Here is a 15,662-nt window from a genome sequence, read left to right as displayed (position 1 = left end):
GGCGCGGCGGCGCGTTTCCTTCAGCGCTCAGCGCGCGGCGATCGCCGGTTCCTCGCGCTTGCCTAATTCCTTCTTTGCAGCCAGCGGCAGACGCGCGTCGTCCCACTGCGCCAGCCATTCGACTTCCTTCGCGGTGAACACCTGTCCGTAGTTGCGCAACGCGTACTGCAACGCGTCGACGACGTGGTGGCGAATGATCTCGGGGGTGCGTGCATCGTCCAGCACGAACCGGAGGGCTTCCAGGGTCGACATACTCGTGCTCCGGGTCAGGGAAAACCCTTTATCACACGCCAATAGTCGCGCGCCAAGCCGGAAAAAAAATCGTACGACCGATGACGCCTCGGACGGATTGACCGATGCACCGGCGTAGTGCCGGCAGGTGGGCGCGCCTTTCGCAATGTGCGCCAGGCCACATTGCTTTGCGGCCGATTCGTGTCACTTGCGATTGGTTACGTTTGATAGAAAACAGAAAGCCCCGCTTCATGCGAGCGACCCACGACGCGCCCATATTCTTGCGCGCCTGATGGCAAGTCACGCAGTTCAACGTCAATCGAAGAGGTGGGGTGATCATGTCTTTCCTTGGTAAGCAGCGGAAGGTGGTGGCGGTGGTGGCGGGCGCGCTGGCGCTCGCCGGTGCGGGTGCGCACGCCGCGCAGCAGGACGACGACAGTCGCGGCGAGGGCCGCGACCACGCGAGCCGCGTCGTGAAACACGTGCTGCTGATCAGCGTCGACGGCCTGCACGAGCAGGATCTCGCGCGCTGCATCGGCGCGAACACGTGCCCGAACATCGCGGTGCTCGCGAAGAGCGGCGTGACGTACACGAATGCCTATACGCCGGGCCTGTCGGATTCGTTCCCGGGCCTCGCCGCGCTCGTGACGGGCGGCTCGCCGAAGACGGCCGGCCTGTTCTACGACGTGTCGTACGACCGCAACCTGTACGCGCCGGGCGATACGAGCTGCTCGGGCAAGCAGGGCTGGAACGTCGTGTTCGACGAGACGACCGGCATCGACGCCGAGAACGGCGGCGCGCTCGTCCACCTCGACGGCGGCGGCGCGTTCAACCCGCAGGCGATCCCGAACGCGAAGGTCAACGGCAAGTGCGTGCCGGTCTATCCGCACAACTTCGTGAAGACCAACACGGTGTTCGAGGCCGTGAAGGCCGGCATCCCGAACGCGACCACCGCGTGGGCCGACAAGCACGCGTGGGGCTACGACTGGCTGAACGGGCCGTCGGGCACCGGTGTCGACGACCTGATGCGCACCGAGATCAACTCGATCGACCCGGTGACCAAGACGAACTACACGGACGTCTATTCGCATACCGCGCAGTTCGACAACCTGCACGTGCAGGCGCTGATCAACCAGATCAACGGCCGTGACTCGACGGGCACGAAGAGCGTGCCGGTGCCGACGCTGTTCGGCGGCAACTTCCAGACGCTCAGCGTCGCGCAGAAGGCGCCGGTCGCGAAGGGCGGCGGCTATCTCGATGCGAACTTCACGCCGAACGGGCAGGTCGCGAACGCGATCACGTACGTCGACAACTCGATCGGCCATGTCGTCGCGGCGCTGAAGCAGGCGAACTTGTATTCGTCGACGGCCGTGATCGTCACGGCGAAGCACGGCCAGTCGCCGACCGATCACACGAAGCTCGTGAAGAACGGCGACACGCTGACGAAGCTGCTCGAAGCGAACAACTACATCGACCCGAACGGCAACTTCGGCCAGAACAACACGACGACGGGCAACTTGAACGACGGCTCGGGCCTGGTCGGCACCGGTTTCGTGCAGACCGACGACGTCGGCCTGATCTGGCTGCGCGACCGCAACCAGCGCACGGCCGTGGTGCAGACGCTGAAGGCGAACCTCGGCTGCAACGCGCCGGGGATCTGCGCGGACGGCCCGCAGGCGTACGTGCTGTACGGCGCGGCGCTCGCCGAGCGCTTCGGCGATCCGGCCAACGGCCGCACGCCGGACATCGTCGTCCAGCCGAATCCGGGCGTGATCTACACGTCGAGCACGAAGAAGGACGAGGAGCACGGCGGCAACGCGCCGGACGACAGCCACCTCGGCCTGCTCGTGTCGTATCCGGGCCTGCATCGCGCACGCACGGTGACCGATACGGTCGGCACGAAGCAGGTCGCGCCGACGATCCTCGGGCTGCTCGGTGCCGACCCGCGCCTGCTGCATGCGGTGGTGGCCGAGGGCACGGAGGTGCTGCCGGGGCTCGGCATCCGCCGCTGACGGCGACAGCCGGACGCCGCTGCCCGGTGGCGTCCGGTGCGGCGGGGCGCGCGGCCCAGCGCGTCCTGCCGTATGACGAATGCGCGCCGGCTTACGCCGGCGCGCATTCGTCCAGCATCCATTCCCTGAAGTGCCGCAACGCTTCGCTCGTCTCGAGGCGTTCCGGCGCATAGCACAGGTAGTGCCCCTGCGCGTCGACTTCGACGGGTGCATCGAACGGTTCGACGAGCGTGCCGGCCGCGAGATTGTCCGCGATCAGGAAACGCGGCACGAGCGCGAGCCCGAGTCCCGCCTGCGCGGCCTGGATCAGCACCGAATACTGTTCGAAGCGCGGCCCGGCGAGGGCGTTCATCTGCGTCGCGCGATGGCGTTCCGCCCACGCAGACCACGCGATTTCCGCCTGCTCGTGCACGAGGCGCGGCGCCGTGACGGCGTCGGCGGGCGTGCGCAATGCGTGCCGCTCGCCGAATTCACGCGTACAGACCGGCACGAAGGTTCGCCCGTCCAGGTAATCGCTTCGCACCCCTTCCCAGGCGCCGTCGCCGTAGCGGATCGCCGCGTCGAGCCCGAACGGGAAGATGTCGCCGTGCGCGAGATGGCGGCGAAAGCTCAGCGTGACGCTCGGGGCGACGGCCAGGAAGCGCGAGAGCCGCGGGACGAGCCACTTGGTCGTGAACGTCGGCACGCTGGCGATCGTCAGCAGGTCGTCGTTCTCGCGCGCGCTCAGCAGTTCGATCGACGCGTTGCCGATCTCGCGCAACGGGCCGGCAACACGTGCGTAGTACACCTGCCCGGCACGCGTGAGCACGAGGCTGCGCCCCTCGCGCACGAACAGCTTCACGCCGAACAGCGCCTCGAGATTCGCGATCTGCCGGCTGACCGCACTGGGCGTCAGGCTCAGTTCGCGGGCCGCGTAGGAGAAGTTCAGGGTCTTCGCAGAACAGGTGAATGCGTGCAGTTCCGAGACGTTCGGATACAGGTGCTTCATCGCGACTATTCCTTCGGCGCACAGATCGATGCGGGCTTTGTACGTTTTTTTCATGACGATGCCATGTCGACTCCGCACACTGCGGCCATCCAGAAAACGCGCGACAGCCCCGCCCGGCGGACGTTGCGCGGTGTCTTCGTCTCTTGTCCGCGAGTGTTTTCATGCCTGCGTCTACCGCCCCGGCCCTGGCCGATGGTGTTCCGATTCCGCGTAACAGGCCGGTGCGTCCGCGTGCCGGACGCCTCTTGCTGCACGCGCTCGTCGCGGTGTTCGGGCTCTACCTGTTGCTGCCGATCGCGCTGCTGCTGATCGGCTCAGTGGGCCAGTCGTGGACGAACACGCTGCTGCCGACCGGCTTCACCTGGCACTGGTTCGCCGATCTCGCCGGAAATCGCAGCTTCACCCGCGCATTCGGCGTGAGCCTGACGGTGGCGCTGGCGTGCTGTGCGCTGAACGCCGCGGTCGGCCTGCCGCTCGCGTATGCGCTGCATCACCGTGCGCAGGCCGGGCGCGGCATGGCGACCCGCCTCGTGATGCTGATGCCGGTGGCCGTGCCCGCGCTGACGCTCGGCTTCGGCTATATCGCGATCTTCAGCGGCGACACGCTGCCGTGGCTCGGCACGCTGCCGCTGATGATCGCGGCCCACGCGGTGCTGACGCTGCCGTACCTGCTGCAGACGCTGCTCAGCGATCTGCGGCACCTCGGGCTCGCGCGCCTCGAGGCCTGTGCGGCGACGCTCGGTGCGACGCCGCTGCGCCAGTTCGTCACGATCGTGCTGCCGAACCTGCGGCACAGCCTGTTTTCGGGGCTCGTGATGGTGGCCGCGCTGTCGATCGGCGAATTCCAGATATCGAACCTGATCGCGGGCTTTCGCTACCGCAACTATCCGATCGTGCTGCTGCAGGCGTTCTACGGCGCGTCGGGGATGGCGTGCGCGGCGACCGTCGTGCTGCTCGTCCTCGCCGTGCTCGCGACGCTCGTATCGGTCGGCACCGTGCAACGTATGAAGTGAGTCCGTCATGAGTCTCGAGTTCGAACACGTCAGTTTCCAGTATCCCGGCGCGCGGCACGGCGTCGACGACGTCACGCTGTCCGCCGCGCAAGGCGAGCTGCTCGCGGTGATGGGGCGCAGCGGCTCCGGCAAGTCCACGCTGCTGCGGCTCGCGGCCGGCCTGCTCGACGGCGGCAGCGGCCGCATCGCGATCGGCGGCGCCGACATGGCCGGCGTGCCGGTGTGGCGGCGCGAGGTCAGCATGGTGTTCCAGCATTACGCGCTGTTCCCGAACCTGTCGGTGGCCGACAACGTCGCGTACGGGCTGAAAATGCGCGGCGTCGCGGCCGAGGTTCGGCGGCGTCGCGCGCGTGACATGCTCGAGCGGGTCGGCCTCGCGGCGCATGCAGAACGCGGCATCGCGATGCTGTCCGGCGGGCAGCAGCAGCGTGTCGCGCTCGCGCGTGCGCTCGTGATCGAACCGAAGCTGCTGCTGCTCGACGAGCCGCTGGCGGCGCTCGATGCCGGCATCCGCCATCAGCTGCGCGACGAGATTCGCGCGCTGCAGCGTGCGTGCGGCGCGACGACGCTGCTCGTCACGCACGACCAGGACGAGGCGCTGAGCATGGCCGACCGCGTCGCGATCGTCGACGGCGGGCGGGTGCTGCAGGTGGGCACGCCGCGCGACCTGTACGAGCGGCCCGTGTCCGCGCAGGTCGCGCGCTTCGTCGGGCATTCGACGCTGCTGCGCGGCCGCGTGACCGCGCACGATACGGTCGACGTGCGGTTCGCGACGCTGCGCGTCGAGACCGGCGGGCACCGGCCGGGCGCCGAGGTCGAGGTGCTGGTGCGGCCGGAGCACGTGGAGGCCGATCCGCCGGCGCACGGCGTGAACCGCATCGACGGCGCGCCGGGCGACGTGCGCTACTTCGGCGCGACGCAGCGCTACGACTTCATTCCCACCGGCTCGGCCGACCCGTTGCTGTGCGAAGGCCGCGTGCCGGCCTCCCGGCGGATCGCGATCGACCCGCGCCATCTGCTCGTGCTGCCGGCCGCGCCGGAGGCGCAATGACCCCTTTCATTCAACGGAGAATCTCGATGCCTGCAGGCCACCCTCTTGTGAAAACCCTACGCGCCGGCGTGCTGGCGCTCTGCGCGTTCGCGGCGCTGGCCGTCGCGCCCGCGCACGCCGCGCCGCTGTATCCGGGCGAGGACGCGCTGTATGCGAAGGCCGCCGACGAAGGGCTCGTCGTGTCGTTCGACACGGGCCCCGAATGGGCCAACTGGAAGGCGCTGTTCGCCGAGTTCCGCAAGCGCTATCCGAAGGTCGAGATCACCTACAACGACATCGGCTCGGCCGCGACCGTGGTGTCGCTCGACAAGTCGCGCCGCCGTCCGCAGGCCGATACCGCGTACTACTTCGCCGCGTCGGCGCTCGACGCCGAAAGCAAGGATGTCGTCGCGCCGTTCAAGCCGGTCAACTTCGACAAGCTGCCGGACGTGTTTCGCTCGACGGACGGCCGCTGGTTCGCGGTGCACTCGCTGAACATCGCGTTCCTCGTCAACCGCAAGCTCGTGAAGAACGTGCCGCAGCGCTGGTCCGACCTGCTGAAGCCGGAGTATCGCAACGCGGTCGTCTATCTCGACCCGCGTTCGACCGGGCAGGGGCAGGTCGCCGTGTTCGCGGCAGCATATGCGAACGGCGGCAGCGTCGAGAACCCGAAGCCCGGTACGGAATTCTTCGGCAAGCTGAAGCGCGCGGGCAACGTGCTGCGCGTCGAAGGCACGACGCCTTATGCGAAGTTCGTGAAGGGCGAGATTCCGATCCTGATCGGCTACGAGAACGACGGCCTGAAGGCGAAGTACGTCGACGGCATGGGTGACGCGGCCGACGTCGTGATTCCGCAGGACGGCAGCGTATCGGCGCCGTACGCGATGAGCCTCGTGAAGAATGGCCCGAACCCGTCCGCCGCGCAGCTCTGGCTCAACCTGGTGATGAGCGACGTCGGGCAGGCGCTGTTCGCGCAGGGCTTCGTGCGGCCGGCCGTGCCCGGCACGCCGGTCGCGCCGGATGTCGCGGCGAAGCTGCCGAAGGCGCCGCAGGTGCGTCCGCTCGACGTGGCGAAGGCGGCCGCGCGCAAGGCCGAGGTCGACCAGCTCTGGTCGCAGGCGACGCTCGGCCAGTAGAGGGCACACGATGCAGACCTCCCTGGCGGAACGCGGTGCGCTGCGCCGCTTCGGCGCGGTGCCGGCGGCGGTATTGCTGGCGGTGTGCTTCGCGCTGCCGCTCGCCGCGCTCGTCGGCTCGGCGTTCACGGATGGCGGCCGTGCGTTCGGTGCGGTGCTGCGCGACCCGCTCGTCGCCGATGCGGTCGCACATTCGCTGGCGCTGGCGGTGGCCGCCGGCACGCTGTCGGTCGGCATCGGCGTGCCGGTCGCATTCGCGCTGGCGGGGCAGTCGCCCGCCCGCCGCCACTGGACGCTCGCGCTGCTCGGCGTGCCGCTCGCGTTCTCCGGGCTGGTGATCGCGTACGGCTTCATCCTCGCGTTCGGCCGCGCCGGCTTCGTCACCACGCTCGCGGCATCGCTGGGCGCCGACCCGACCGTGCTCGGCGGCGCGATCTACACGATGCCGGGGCTGGCGGTCGCGTATGCGTATTACCTGATCCCGCGGGTCGCGCTGATGATCTACCCGGCGCTCGCGAATCTCGACCGGCGGCCGCTCGAGGCGGCACTGACGCTCGGCGCGCGGCCGTGGCGTGCGTGGCTCGACGTCGCGTGGCGCGAACTATGGCCGTCGGTCGCGTCCGCGTGGTGCCTCGTCACGGCGATCGCGCTCGGGACCTACGGCACGGCGCTCGCGCTGGCCGGCACGCAGATCAACATCCTGCCGCTGCTGATGTATCTGAAGCTGTCGGACGGGCAAACCGATTTCTCGCAGGCGGCGGTGCTGTCGATCGTGCTGACGGCGATCTGCACCTGCGTTCTTGCATTGGGGGAAGGCCTTGTACGGCAACGACGTCATGGATGAGTGGTCGGACGCGGCGTGCGACGCGCTGGCGCAACTCGCGCAGCGGCAGCGCGGCACGCGGCGGCATCGCATGCCGGTCGGCGTGATCGGTCCGCGCGAGGCGACCGACGAACAGATGCGGGTCGCGCAGCGGATCGCGCATGCGCTCGCGGCGGCGGGTGTCGCCATCGTCGGCGGCGGCAAGCAGGGCGTGATGGAGGCGGCCGCGCGCGGCGTGCATGCGGCCGGCGGGTGCGCGATCGGGCTGCTGCCGGAAGACGATGCGACGCTCGCGAATCCCTACCTGAGCGTCGCGCTGCCGACCGGGCTCGGCATCACGCGCAACGCGCTGGTCGCGCGTGCGTCGCTGTGCCTGATCGCGGTCGGCGGCGGGCTCGGCACGCTGTCCGAGATCGCGCTCGGGTTGCAGTGGGGCAAGCCGGTGTTCGCGATTTGCGACGCGCCGCGCGTGGCGGGCGCCGAATGCTTCGACGAGGCGGATCCGCTCGTTGCGCGGGTCGCGCGGTGGCTGGCCGATTCGGCGTAGGCCGGCGGCAGGAGGTGCCGGCTGCGCGTCCGGTGTTCGTCTGCGGCGGACTTGAAATGGTGCGGGCAACTCGCCATATTGGCGGTGCATGAACGTTCAATGACACCTCGAGAGGATTCCGGATGCGCCTTCTGCTTGCCCTGCTGTTGCCGTGGTTCCAGTTCTTCACGATCGGCCGCCCGATCGCCGGGATCATCTGCCTGATCCTGCAAATCACGATCATCGGCTGGCTGCCGGCCGCAATCTGGTCGGTGTATGCGCTGAGCCAGTACAAGACCGACCGGAAGATCGAGGCGGCGCTGCGCGAGCGGCGATAGGTCGCTGAAGGGGAATCCGAGCGCTTTCAGCACTGCCTGAAGTAACGGCAAGGATTCTTGTTTCGGCAGAAATCGACATAAGTTGTGATGGGTAGCCGGCCGTGACGGCGGAGCCGTATTCGGCTGCTTCATCGGTTTCCACCTCCTACCCCGCGCCGGCTATCCCGGCGGCGCCCCTTCCAGTTCCTCCGCCCGCGCGAACAGCCAGTCGACGAACGTGCGCAGCGACGGATCGTCGTCGTCGCGATACAGGCAATGAAACGGCGGCGCTTCCAGGTGGATTTCCGGAAACAGCGCGACGAGCCGCCCTTGCTCGATGTCGTCGCGCACCACTGCACGCGGCGCGAGGCATACGCCAAGCCCGCTCGCGGCGGCCTTGGTCATCAGGAAGAACTCGCGATAGAACGGCCCGCGCAGCGTCTCGGTGACGACCGAGCCCGCCTGGTGGAACCAGTATTGCCATGCCTGCGGCAATCCCGCGTAATGCAGCAGCGGCGCATTGCGCAGGTCGGCCGGCGTGCGCACCTGATCGAGCACCGGGTGGCCGGGCGCGCACACCGGCACCGCGACGGTCGCGAGCAGCGGCCGCGACACGAACCCCTTGCGGCGCAACTCCGGCGTGTAGCGACGAACCACGATGTCGCAGGTTTCGTCGAACTGGTCGCGCTCGTTGTCGGGCGTCGTGACGAGTTGCACGTCGATGTCCGGATGTTCGGCCTGGAACGCAGCCAGTTGCGTCAGCAACCATCCGTGCGCGAACGAGACGGACGTGTTGATCCGCACCGGATGGCCGCCGCCGGGTTCGAACATCTGCCCCGTCGCCTGTGCGAGCCGGCCGAGGCAGCTCGCGACGTCGACGAGGTAATGCCGCGCGCGCGGCGTGAGCCGCAACGAGCGTCCGTCGCGCTCGAACAGCTTCTGTCCGAAGAACGATTCGAGCACGCGGATCTGCTGCGCGACCGCGCTCTGGGTCACGTTCAGCTCGTCGGCGGCGAGGGTGAGGCTCTGCAGGCGGCCGGCAGCTTCGAAGCTGCGCAGCGCGTTCAGGGGCGGCAATCGGCGCATCGTGAGATCGCGAAGAAAAGCTACACAGTGGGTCAAAAAATGTCGTTTGTGGCGGTCGGGGCGCGTCCCTATGATGGCGCCGACAGGAGAAAACCGCGATGACGATCATAGCGCCACCCGATTGCCGATCAACCGGAATTCGCCGCCGACTTCGCGCCCGGCGCGCGATGCGTCGCGAGGCAGCGGTGCCGCCGGTGCACGGCCGCGGCGCGCTGGCGCTCGCCTGTGCCGGGCTGCTCGCGGTACTGGCCGGATGTGCGTCGAAGCCGGACAACGAACGCCAGATCGGCAGCGGCGGATCGCTGGTGCGCTACAGTTCCAGCCAGACCGAAGTCGACCTGTCCGAGAGCGAGCAGCAGACGCTGCGCATGATGACCGACCGCCGCTATGCGGGGGCGACGCAGGGGCGCGTACTCGACGCGGTGGCCGGCGTGCTGCGCGCACAGGGTTATGCGCCGGTGACGGTCGATCGCGATTCGGGGCTGATCGAGGGCGGGCGCAGCGATACGCTGATTCCGAAGTGGCGGCAACTGCTGCGCGGCGCGCTGAAGGCGCGCATCGGCGGCTTGCCTGCGAAGCCGGATCACGAGCGGATAGCCGCCGTCGTCACGGTTCGCGTGACGGCGGCGCGCGACGCGATCGTGCGTGCGCGATTCGACCGCACGGTATGGGACAGCAACGGCGACTCGCGGATGAAAACCATCGTCGAGCCCGATTACTACCAGACCTTCTTCGGCGCGATGGACAAGGCGATGTGCACGACGTCGTGCGAGCGGTGATCGGCACGCAGGTGCCGGCGCCGGGGGCGCAAGGGAGGGGCGGGGAACGGCGTGCGCGCGGCCGCCCGGAGAATGGGCGCGGATGCCGGCGCGCCGCCCACTGCATCGGGGCGACGCTGCAGCCGTCGACGAGAAAACGGCTGCCGGATCGTCGCTCGACCCGGCAGCCGCTTCGCCTACTTCACCGCAAACAGCGTCAGGTTCATGAAGATCTTGAACGCATAGCCGAGCGTGACGGCGCCGATCACGCCGCCTGCCCACAGGACGACGAACCACATCCAGCCGCGCATGCGCGGCTTCGGCGCATCGGGCTGGCCATTGGCGGAATCAGTGGTGGTAGTAATGCTGGTCTTCATGGCGCACCTTGCCTCGGAATACCCAGTAACCCATCGTCGTGTAGGCGATGATGATCGGGAGGATAACCGCTGCGCCGACCAGCGTGAAGGTCTGGCTGGAACGCGGTGCCGCGGCTTCCCAGATCGTCATCGTCTGGGGAATCGCATACGGGAACAGCGTGACGAGCAGGCCGACGTAGCCGAGCAGCACGAGCGCCAGCGCGAGCACGAACGGGGTCATGTCATGCCGGGCGCGCACCGCGCGGCGCATCCACACCGCGCAGCCGGCGACCAGGAACGGCACCGGCAGCAGGCGCCAGAACAGCCCCGAATCGAACCAGCGCTGCGCGATGGCCGGATCCTGCAGCGGCGTCCACAGGCTGACGACCGCGATGAAGCCGAGCAACACGACCGTCAGCGGCCATACGACACGATGCAGACGCCGTTGCAGGTCGCCTTCCGTCTTCGCGACGAGCCAGCAGCAGCCGAGCAGCGCATAGGTCACGATCAGGCCGAGGCCGGTCAGCAGGCTGAACGGCGTGAGCCAGTCGAACGCGTCGCCCGCGAACACGCCGTCCTTCACGTTGATGCCCTGCAGGAACGCGCCGAGCGCGATCCCCTGGAAGAACGTCGCGCCGGCCGAGCCGCCGATGAACGCGAGATCCCACAGCTGCTTCGTGCGCCGCGCCTTCGCGCGGATCTCGAACGACACGCCGCGGAAGATCAGGCACACCAGCATGAAGATCAGCGGCAGGTACAGCGCGGACAGCACGGTCGAATAGACGACCGGGAACACCGCGAACAGCCCGGCGCCGCCGAGCACGAGCCACGTCTCGTTGCCGTCCCACACGGGCGCGACCGTGTTCATCATCAGGTCGCGTTCCTTCTCGTCCGGGAAGAACGGGAAGACGATGCCGATGCCGAGGTCGAAGCCGTCGAGCACGACGTACATGAAGAGCCCCAATGCGATGATCGCGGCCCAGATTACGGTGACGTCCATAGGTTTTCTCGTATGCGGAAAGGGTGGGCTCAGACGGTCTCGAGCGGCTCGTCGACGGCCGACATCGGGCGGCGCGCGGTGTGGTCGGGGCGCGTGTCCGGAGTGTCGTCGTGCTTCACGTCGGGCAGCGCGGGGCCGGCCTTCATCAGCTTCAGCATGTAGTACACGCCGGTGCCGAACACGAGGAAGTACACGATCACGAACGTCATCATCGACAGGCTGACCTGCTGCACCGACAGCGGCGATACCGCATGCGCGGTGCGCATCACGCCATACACGACCCACGGCTGGCGGCCGGCTTCGGTCGTGACCCAGCCCGCGAGCAGCGACACGAAGCCGGTCGGGCCCATCACGAGCGCGAAGCGCTGGAACCACTTCGATTCATACAGGCGGCCGCGGCGGCGCAGGAACCAGGCGAGCGCGGCGAGGCCGATCATCGCGAAGCCGAGGCCGACCATGATCCGGAAGCTCCAGAACACGACCGTCGAGTTCGGGCGGTCTTCCGGCGGGAATTCCTTCAGCCCGCGGATCTCGCCGTCCCAGCTGTGCGTGAGGATCAGGCTGCCGAGGTGCGGCACCTTCACCGCGTAGCGGGTCGTTTCCGCCTTCATGTCCGGAATGCCGAACAGGTTCAGCGGCGTGCCGCCCTTTTCGGTTTCCCACAGCCCCTCGATCGCCGCGATCTTCGCGGGCTGGTGCTTCAGCGTGTTGATGCCGTGCTGGTCGCCGATCACGGCCTGCAGCGGCGCGAGCACGAGCAGCAGCCACAGCGCCATCGAGAACATCTTCTTCACGCCCTTGTCGCGGCGGCCCTTCAGCAGGTGCCAGGCGCCCGTCGCGGCTACGACCAGCGCGGCGACGATGAACGCGGCGATCGCCATGTGGAACAGGCGGTACGGGAACGACGGGTTGAAGATGATCGCGAACCAGTCGGTCGGCACGACGCGGCCGTCGACGATCTCGAAGCCCTGCGGCGTCTGCATCCAGCTGTTCGACGCGAGAATCCAGAACGTCGAGATCAGCGTGCCGATCGCGACCATCAGCGTCGCGCCGAAGTGCGCGCGCGGGCTCACGCGGTTCCAGCCGAACAGCATGATGCCGAGGAAGCCGGCTTCGAGGAAGAACGCGGTCATGACCTCGTACATCAGCAGCGGCCCGGTGACGGCGCCCGCGAAGCTCGAGAAGCCCGACCAGTTCGTGCCGAACTGGTAGCTCATCACGACACCGGAGACGACGCCCATCCCGAACGCGACCGCGAAGATCTTCGACCAGAACAGGCAGAGGGTTTTGTAGTACTGCTTGCCAGTCTTCAGCCAGCGATATTCGAGCACGGCGATGAAGCTGGCGAGGCCGATGCTCAGCGCCGGAAAGACGATGTGAAAGGAGACGGTGAACGCGAATTGCAGGCGGGCCAGATCGAGGGCCGAAAGAGCGGTGTCCATACCAGTTGACCGAGGCTGACGATACCCGCCGGCGGGTGCCGGCGGACCCCGGCGGACGGGCGTCGGGGTTGGCTGGAGTATGTGCCGCGATGTTGCACCGCGAAATGCGCCAACTCGTCGCAGATGTCCAGCCCGTCGCGCGCATTTTCGCGGTAAATCGTTGATTCGTATCAAGAAGGATGCGTGCGGCAGGCGCGGCCGCGGCGTGGCGGTCTGACGCACGTGCGGCAATATGGCGCGTCGCGTCATCGGAACGGTTCGATGCCGGCGCAAACCCCGCGTGACAACACGCGGCGCCGCGCCCGTGCACGCCCGAACCGTTGCAATGCGTTATCGCGTAACGTGCGCGGTCGTGCCGGCGGGCCGCGGCCGATGGGGTCTGTCACATGAGTAACGCCGCGCAACATTGGCGGGCGCGCCCGTAATGGATGACGGATCGTGCGCGGCGTAGCGTTCCGTATGTCGGGTTCGCATCGACGAACCGCCAGCCGGAGAACGTGACGTGAATGGATTGAAGCTCGCACTGGGCGCGGTGGCCGCAGTGGCGATCGCGACGGGCGGCGTGGCGCATGCCGCCCGGGTCGGGGTCTATATCGGCCCCGGCTACCCGTATTACTACCCCGTCGTCCCTGCGCCTTACTACTACCCGCCGCCCGTCGTCGCCGTGCCCGTCGATCCGGGGCCGCCGCCCGAGTACGTCGAGAAGGGCCAGCCGCAGGACGAAGGCGACGCGAACCTCTGGTACTACTGCGACGCGTCGAAGCATTACTACCCGTATGTGAAGACCTGCAAGTCGGGCTGGCGATCGGTGCCGGCGCGGCCGCAGTGACGGAGGCGCGACGATGAAATCCGTATTTCGACCGCTGCGCGTGCCGGCCGCGCTCGCGCTGGCCGGCCTGCTCGGCGCATGCGCGTACATGCCGACCGGACCGAGCGTGATGGCGTTGCCCGGCACCGGCAAATCGTTCGACCAGTTCCGCGCCGACGATGCGAATTGCCGCCAATACGCGTTCGAGCAATCGGGCGGCGTGAGCGCCGGGCAGGCGTCGACCGCAAGCGCAGTGGGCAGCGCAGCCGTCGGCACCGCACTGGGTGCGGCGGCCGGCGCGGCGTTCAACGGCGGCACGGGGGCGGCAGTCGGCGCGGGCGCGGGGCTGCTCGCGGGCAGCGTGGTGGGTGCCGGTGCGGCGCAAGGCTCGGCTTACGACATCCAGCGCCGCTACGACTATGGCTACCTGCAGTGCATGTACGCGACCGGCAACCGCGTGCCGGTGCCGGGCGGGATGAGCGGTGGCGGTGGTGGTGGTGGTGGGTATGGCGGGGGCGGATACGGCGGTGCGCCGCGCGCGGCACCGCCGATGCCGCCGGCCGGCGTTCAACCGCCGCCGCCGCGCTACTGACGGCGGCCCGGGCGGCGTCGTACGGCATGGCGCGCACGTGCGCCAGGTACGCCAGATGCGCCGTGCGTGCCTCGACCGTCGGTTCACACACGCTGCATGAATTGCGTACACTCTGAGTCTCGTTTCGGCAGGGCCGGGCGCATCGGTTCCGGTCCGCGTTTACCCAGGACTCAGCGATGATCGATTTACGCAGCGATACCGTGACACGTCCGAGCCAGGCAATGCTGGCCGCGATGACTGCCGCCGAAACCGGCGACGACGTATGGGGTGACGACCCGACCGTGCTGCGCCTGCAGGCGGTGACGGCCGAGCGGGCCGGCAAGGAAGCCGGCCTGTTCTTCCCGAGCGGCACGCAGAGCAACCTGGCCGCGCTGATGGCCCATTGCGAACGCGGCGACGAGTACATCGTCGGGCAGCTCGCGCACACCTACAAGTACGAAGGCGGCGGCGCGGCCGTGCTGGGCAGCATCCAGCCGCAGCCGATCGAGAACGCGCCGGACGGCACGCTGCCGCTCGCGAAGATCGCCGCGGCGATCAAGCCGCTCGACAATCACTTTGCCCGCACGCGCCTGCTCGCGCTCGAAAACACGATCGGTGGGCAGGTTTTGCCGGAAGGCTATGTGCAGGAAGCGACCGCGTTCGCGCGCAGCCGCGGGTTGTCCCTGCACCTCGACGGCGCGCGCGTGTGCAACGCGGCCGTCGCGTCGGGGCGTTCGATCGCCGAGCTGGGCGCGCCGTTCGACAGCGTGTCGATCTGCTTCTCGAAAGGGCTCGGCGCGCCGGTCGGCTCGGTGCTGGTCGGCAATCGCGCGCTGATCGAGCGCGCGCAGCGCTGGCGCAAGGTGCTCGGCGGCGGGATGCGGCAGTCGGGCATTCTCGCGGCCGCATGCCTGTATGCGCTCGACCACAATGTCGAGCGGCTCGCGGACGATCACGCGAATGCAGCGCATCTCGCCGAAGGCCTCGCGCGCATCGACTCCGTGAAGGTGCTGTCGCATGCGACGAACATGGTGTTCGCGCAATTCCCCGAAGCCGATTGCGCGCCGCTCGAGGCGTGGCTCAAGGAACGCGGGATCCTCACGCAGATGCTGTACGCGTCGCGCTTCGTCACGCACTGCGACGTGTCGCGCGCGGACATCGATACGTTCATCGACGCGGTCGGTGCGTATTTCGCGCAACGCCGCGCGTAAGGTGGAATGCGCCGGCCGGCGGGGACGCCGGCCCGATGTGGCGCGAAGCAGGAGGCGGAGAGGCGACGGGGGCGACGTGGCAACCCGTCTGTCGATATCGGGCGAGCCGGCGGGTCATGCTTGCCGGGGTGCATCCGCGGGCGGTGTGCCGTCGCGGAACAGCGCTTTCAGTTGCGTGCGCAGTTCGGCGCTGTCGGTGTGCTGGTGCACCAGGACCGCATGTTGCACGGCGGCCTCCAGCAGTTCGTTGTCGGAGTCGGCGGAAATCGCGACCGAGCAATTCGTCGCGCTGGGAAACTCGCGGCAATCGATATAGCGGCGAGACATGATGTTCTCCTTGCAGGAAAGGGAACG

18 protein-coding genes are annotated in these 15,662 nt (G+C 68.2%); 11 read left to right on the top strand and 7 right to left on the bottom strand.

From position 1 onward, the window contains the following. Nucleotides 1–27 precede the first annotated feature (27 nt). Nucleotides 28–252 carry a hypothetical protein gene (locus LXE91_RS24605; RefSeq protein ID WP_027790361.1) on the bottom strand — a complete coding sequence of 75 codons (225 nt, stop codon included), beginning with the start codon at nt 250–252 and terminating at the stop codon, nt 28–30. A 317-nt stretch (nt 253–569) separates the two neighbouring features. Between LXE91_RS24605 and LXE91_RS24600 the strand changes: the two genes are divergently transcribed. Beyond that, the gene (locus tag LXE91_RS24600) at nt 570–2,243 is read left to right on the top strand and encodes an alkaline phosphatase family protein (RefSeq protein ID WP_220497395.1); all 1,674 of its coding nucleotides are present in this window, start codon (nt 570–572) and stop codon (nt 2,241–2,243) included. A 91-nt stretch (nt 2,244–2,334) separates the two neighbouring features. On the opposite strand, the gene LXE91_RS24595 is transcribed toward LXE91_RS24600, so the two are convergent. Continuing rightward, nucleotides 2,335–3,231 carry a LysR substrate-binding domain-containing protein gene (locus LXE91_RS24595; RefSeq protein WP_039349673.1) on the bottom strand — a complete coding sequence of 299 codons (897 nt, stop codon included), beginning with the start codon at nt 3,229–3,231 and terminating at the stop codon, nt 2,335–2,337. A 161-nt stretch (nt 3,232–3,392) separates the two neighbouring features. Here LXE91_RS24595 and LXE91_RS24590 point away from each other — a divergent pair, with 161 nt between their 5' ends. The 6 genes from LXE91_RS24590 to LXE91_RS24565 all read left to right on the top strand — a co-directional run bounded on the left by LXE91_RS24590 (nt 3,393) and on the right by LXE91_RS24565 (nt 8,097). Then, nucleotides 3,393–4,244, top strand: a complete 852-nt coding sequence (locus LXE91_RS24590) for an ABC transporter permease (RefSeq protein ID WP_039349675.1) — start codon at nt 3,393–3,395, stop codon at nt 4,242–4,244. A gap of 7 nt (nt 4,245–4,251) precedes the next feature. Then, nucleotides 4,252–5,295, top strand: a complete 1,044-nt coding sequence (locus tag LXE91_RS24585; protein WP_039349676.1) for an ABC transporter ATP-binding protein — start codon at nt 4,252–4,254, stop codon at nt 5,293–5,295. Between the two features lie 26 nt (nt 5,296–5,321). Further along, the gene (locus LXE91_RS24580) at nt 5,322–6,410 is read left to right on the top strand and encodes an extracellular solute-binding protein (RefSeq protein ID WP_039349679.1); all 1,089 of its coding nucleotides are present in this window, start codon (nt 5,322–5,324) and stop codon (nt 6,408–6,410) included. 10 nt (nt 6,411–6,420) lie between these two features. Further along, nucleotides 6,421–7,254, top strand: a complete 834-nt coding sequence (locus LXE91_RS24575; RefSeq protein WP_039349682.1) for an ABC transporter permease — start codon at nt 6,421–6,423, stop codon at nt 7,252–7,254. Further along, a complete protein-coding gene (locus tag LXE91_RS24570) occupies nt 7,247–7,780 on the top strand; it encodes a TIGR00725 family protein (protein ID WP_039349685.1) in 534 nt (177 codons plus the stop codon). The genes LXE91_RS24575 and LXE91_RS24570 overlap by 8 nt, the downstream gene beginning before the upstream one ends. A gap of 122 nt (nt 7,781–7,902) precedes the next feature. Next, a complete protein-coding gene (locus LXE91_RS24565) occupies nt 7,903–8,097 on the top strand; it encodes a YqaE/Pmp3 family membrane protein (RefSeq protein ID WP_006397338.1) in 195 nt (64 codons plus the stop codon). 159 nt (nt 8,098–8,256) lie between these two features. On the opposite strand, the gene LXE91_RS24560 is transcribed toward LXE91_RS24565, so the two are convergent. Next, on the bottom strand, nt 8,257–9,162 hold the full coding sequence (locus tag LXE91_RS24560; protein WP_039349691.1) for a LysR substrate-binding domain-containing protein: 906 nt from the start codon (nt 9,160–9,162) through the stop codon (nt 8,257–8,259). Nucleotides 9,163–9,329: 167 nt separating this feature from the next. On the opposite strand from LXE91_RS24560, the gene LXE91_RS24555 reads away from it, so the two are divergent. Next, nucleotides 9,330–9,941, top strand: coding sequence for a hypothetical protein (locus LXE91_RS24555; protein WP_223274445.1), 612 nt, complete (start codon nt 9,330–9,332; stop codon nt 9,939–9,941). A 176-nt stretch (nt 9,942–10,117) separates the two neighbouring features. Here the strand turns inward: LXE91_RS24555 and LXE91_RS24550 are convergent, their stop codons facing one another. Genes LXE91_RS24550 through LXE91_RS24540 form a run of 3 tightly spaced genes read right to left on the bottom strand, consistent with a single transcriptional unit; the run spans nt 10,118 to nt 12,718 of the window. Then, nucleotides 10,118–10,297: a hypothetical protein gene (locus LXE91_RS24550; protein ID WP_039364375.1), complete on the bottom strand. Its 180-nt coding sequence runs from the start codon at nt 10,295–10,297 to the stop codon at nt 10,118–10,120. Continuing rightward, nucleotides 10,269–11,276: a cytochrome d ubiquinol oxidase subunit II gene (gene cydB / locus LXE91_RS24545; protein WP_039364378.1), complete on the bottom strand. Its 1,008-nt coding sequence runs from the start codon at nt 11,274–11,276 to the stop codon at nt 10,269–10,271. Before cydB ends, LXE91_RS24550 begins: the two co-directional genes overlap by 29 nt. Before the next feature lie 29 nt (nt 11,277–11,305). Beyond that, complete coding sequence (locus LXE91_RS24540) at nt 11,306–12,718, bottom strand: cytochrome ubiquinol oxidase subunit I (protein WP_039364381.1); 1,413 nt, start codon at nt 12,716–12,718, stop codon at nt 11,306–11,308. A gap of 502 nt (nt 12,719–13,220) precedes the next feature. On the opposite strand from LXE91_RS24540, the gene LXE91_RS24535 reads away from it, so the two are divergent. From LXE91_RS24535 to ltaE, 3 genes are all read left to right on the top strand, one after another. Continuing rightward, complete coding sequence (locus LXE91_RS24535) at nt 13,221–13,547, top strand: hypothetical protein (RefSeq protein ID WP_039364383.1); 327 nt, start codon at nt 13,221–13,223, stop codon at nt 13,545–13,547. Between the two features lie 13 nt (nt 13,548–13,560). Next, nucleotides 13,561–14,118 carry a YMGG-like glycine zipper-containing protein gene (locus LXE91_RS24530; RefSeq protein ID WP_046544075.1) on the top strand — a complete coding sequence of 186 codons (558 nt, stop codon included), beginning with the start codon at nt 13,561–13,563 and terminating at the stop codon, nt 14,116–14,118. Between the two features lie 176 nt (nt 14,119–14,294). Continuing rightward, nucleotides 14,295–15,308 carry a low-specificity L-threonine aldolase gene (gene ltaE / locus LXE91_RS24525; RefSeq protein WP_046196365.1) on the top strand — a complete coding sequence of 338 codons (1,014 nt, stop codon included), beginning with the start codon at nt 14,295–14,297 and terminating at the stop codon, nt 15,306–15,308. Nucleotides 15,309–15,422: 114 nt separating this feature from the next. On the opposite strand, the gene LXE91_RS24520 is transcribed toward ltaE, so the two are convergent. Beyond that, on the bottom strand, nt 15,423–15,635 hold the full coding sequence (locus LXE91_RS24520) for a DUF1059 domain-containing protein (protein ID WP_039349722.1): 213 nt from the start codon (nt 15,633–15,635) through the stop codon (nt 15,423–15,425). Nucleotides 15,636–15,662: the final 27 nt, after the last annotated feature.

The sequence above is a fragment of the Burkholderia contaminans genome (assembly GCF_029633825.1).
Classification (GTDB): Bacteria; Pseudomonadota; Gammaproteobacteria; order Burkholderiales; family Burkholderiaceae; genus Burkholderia; species Burkholderia contaminans.
Note: the sequence above shows the minus strand (reverse complement) of the source record. Positions and strands in the feature narration are given on the sequence as shown.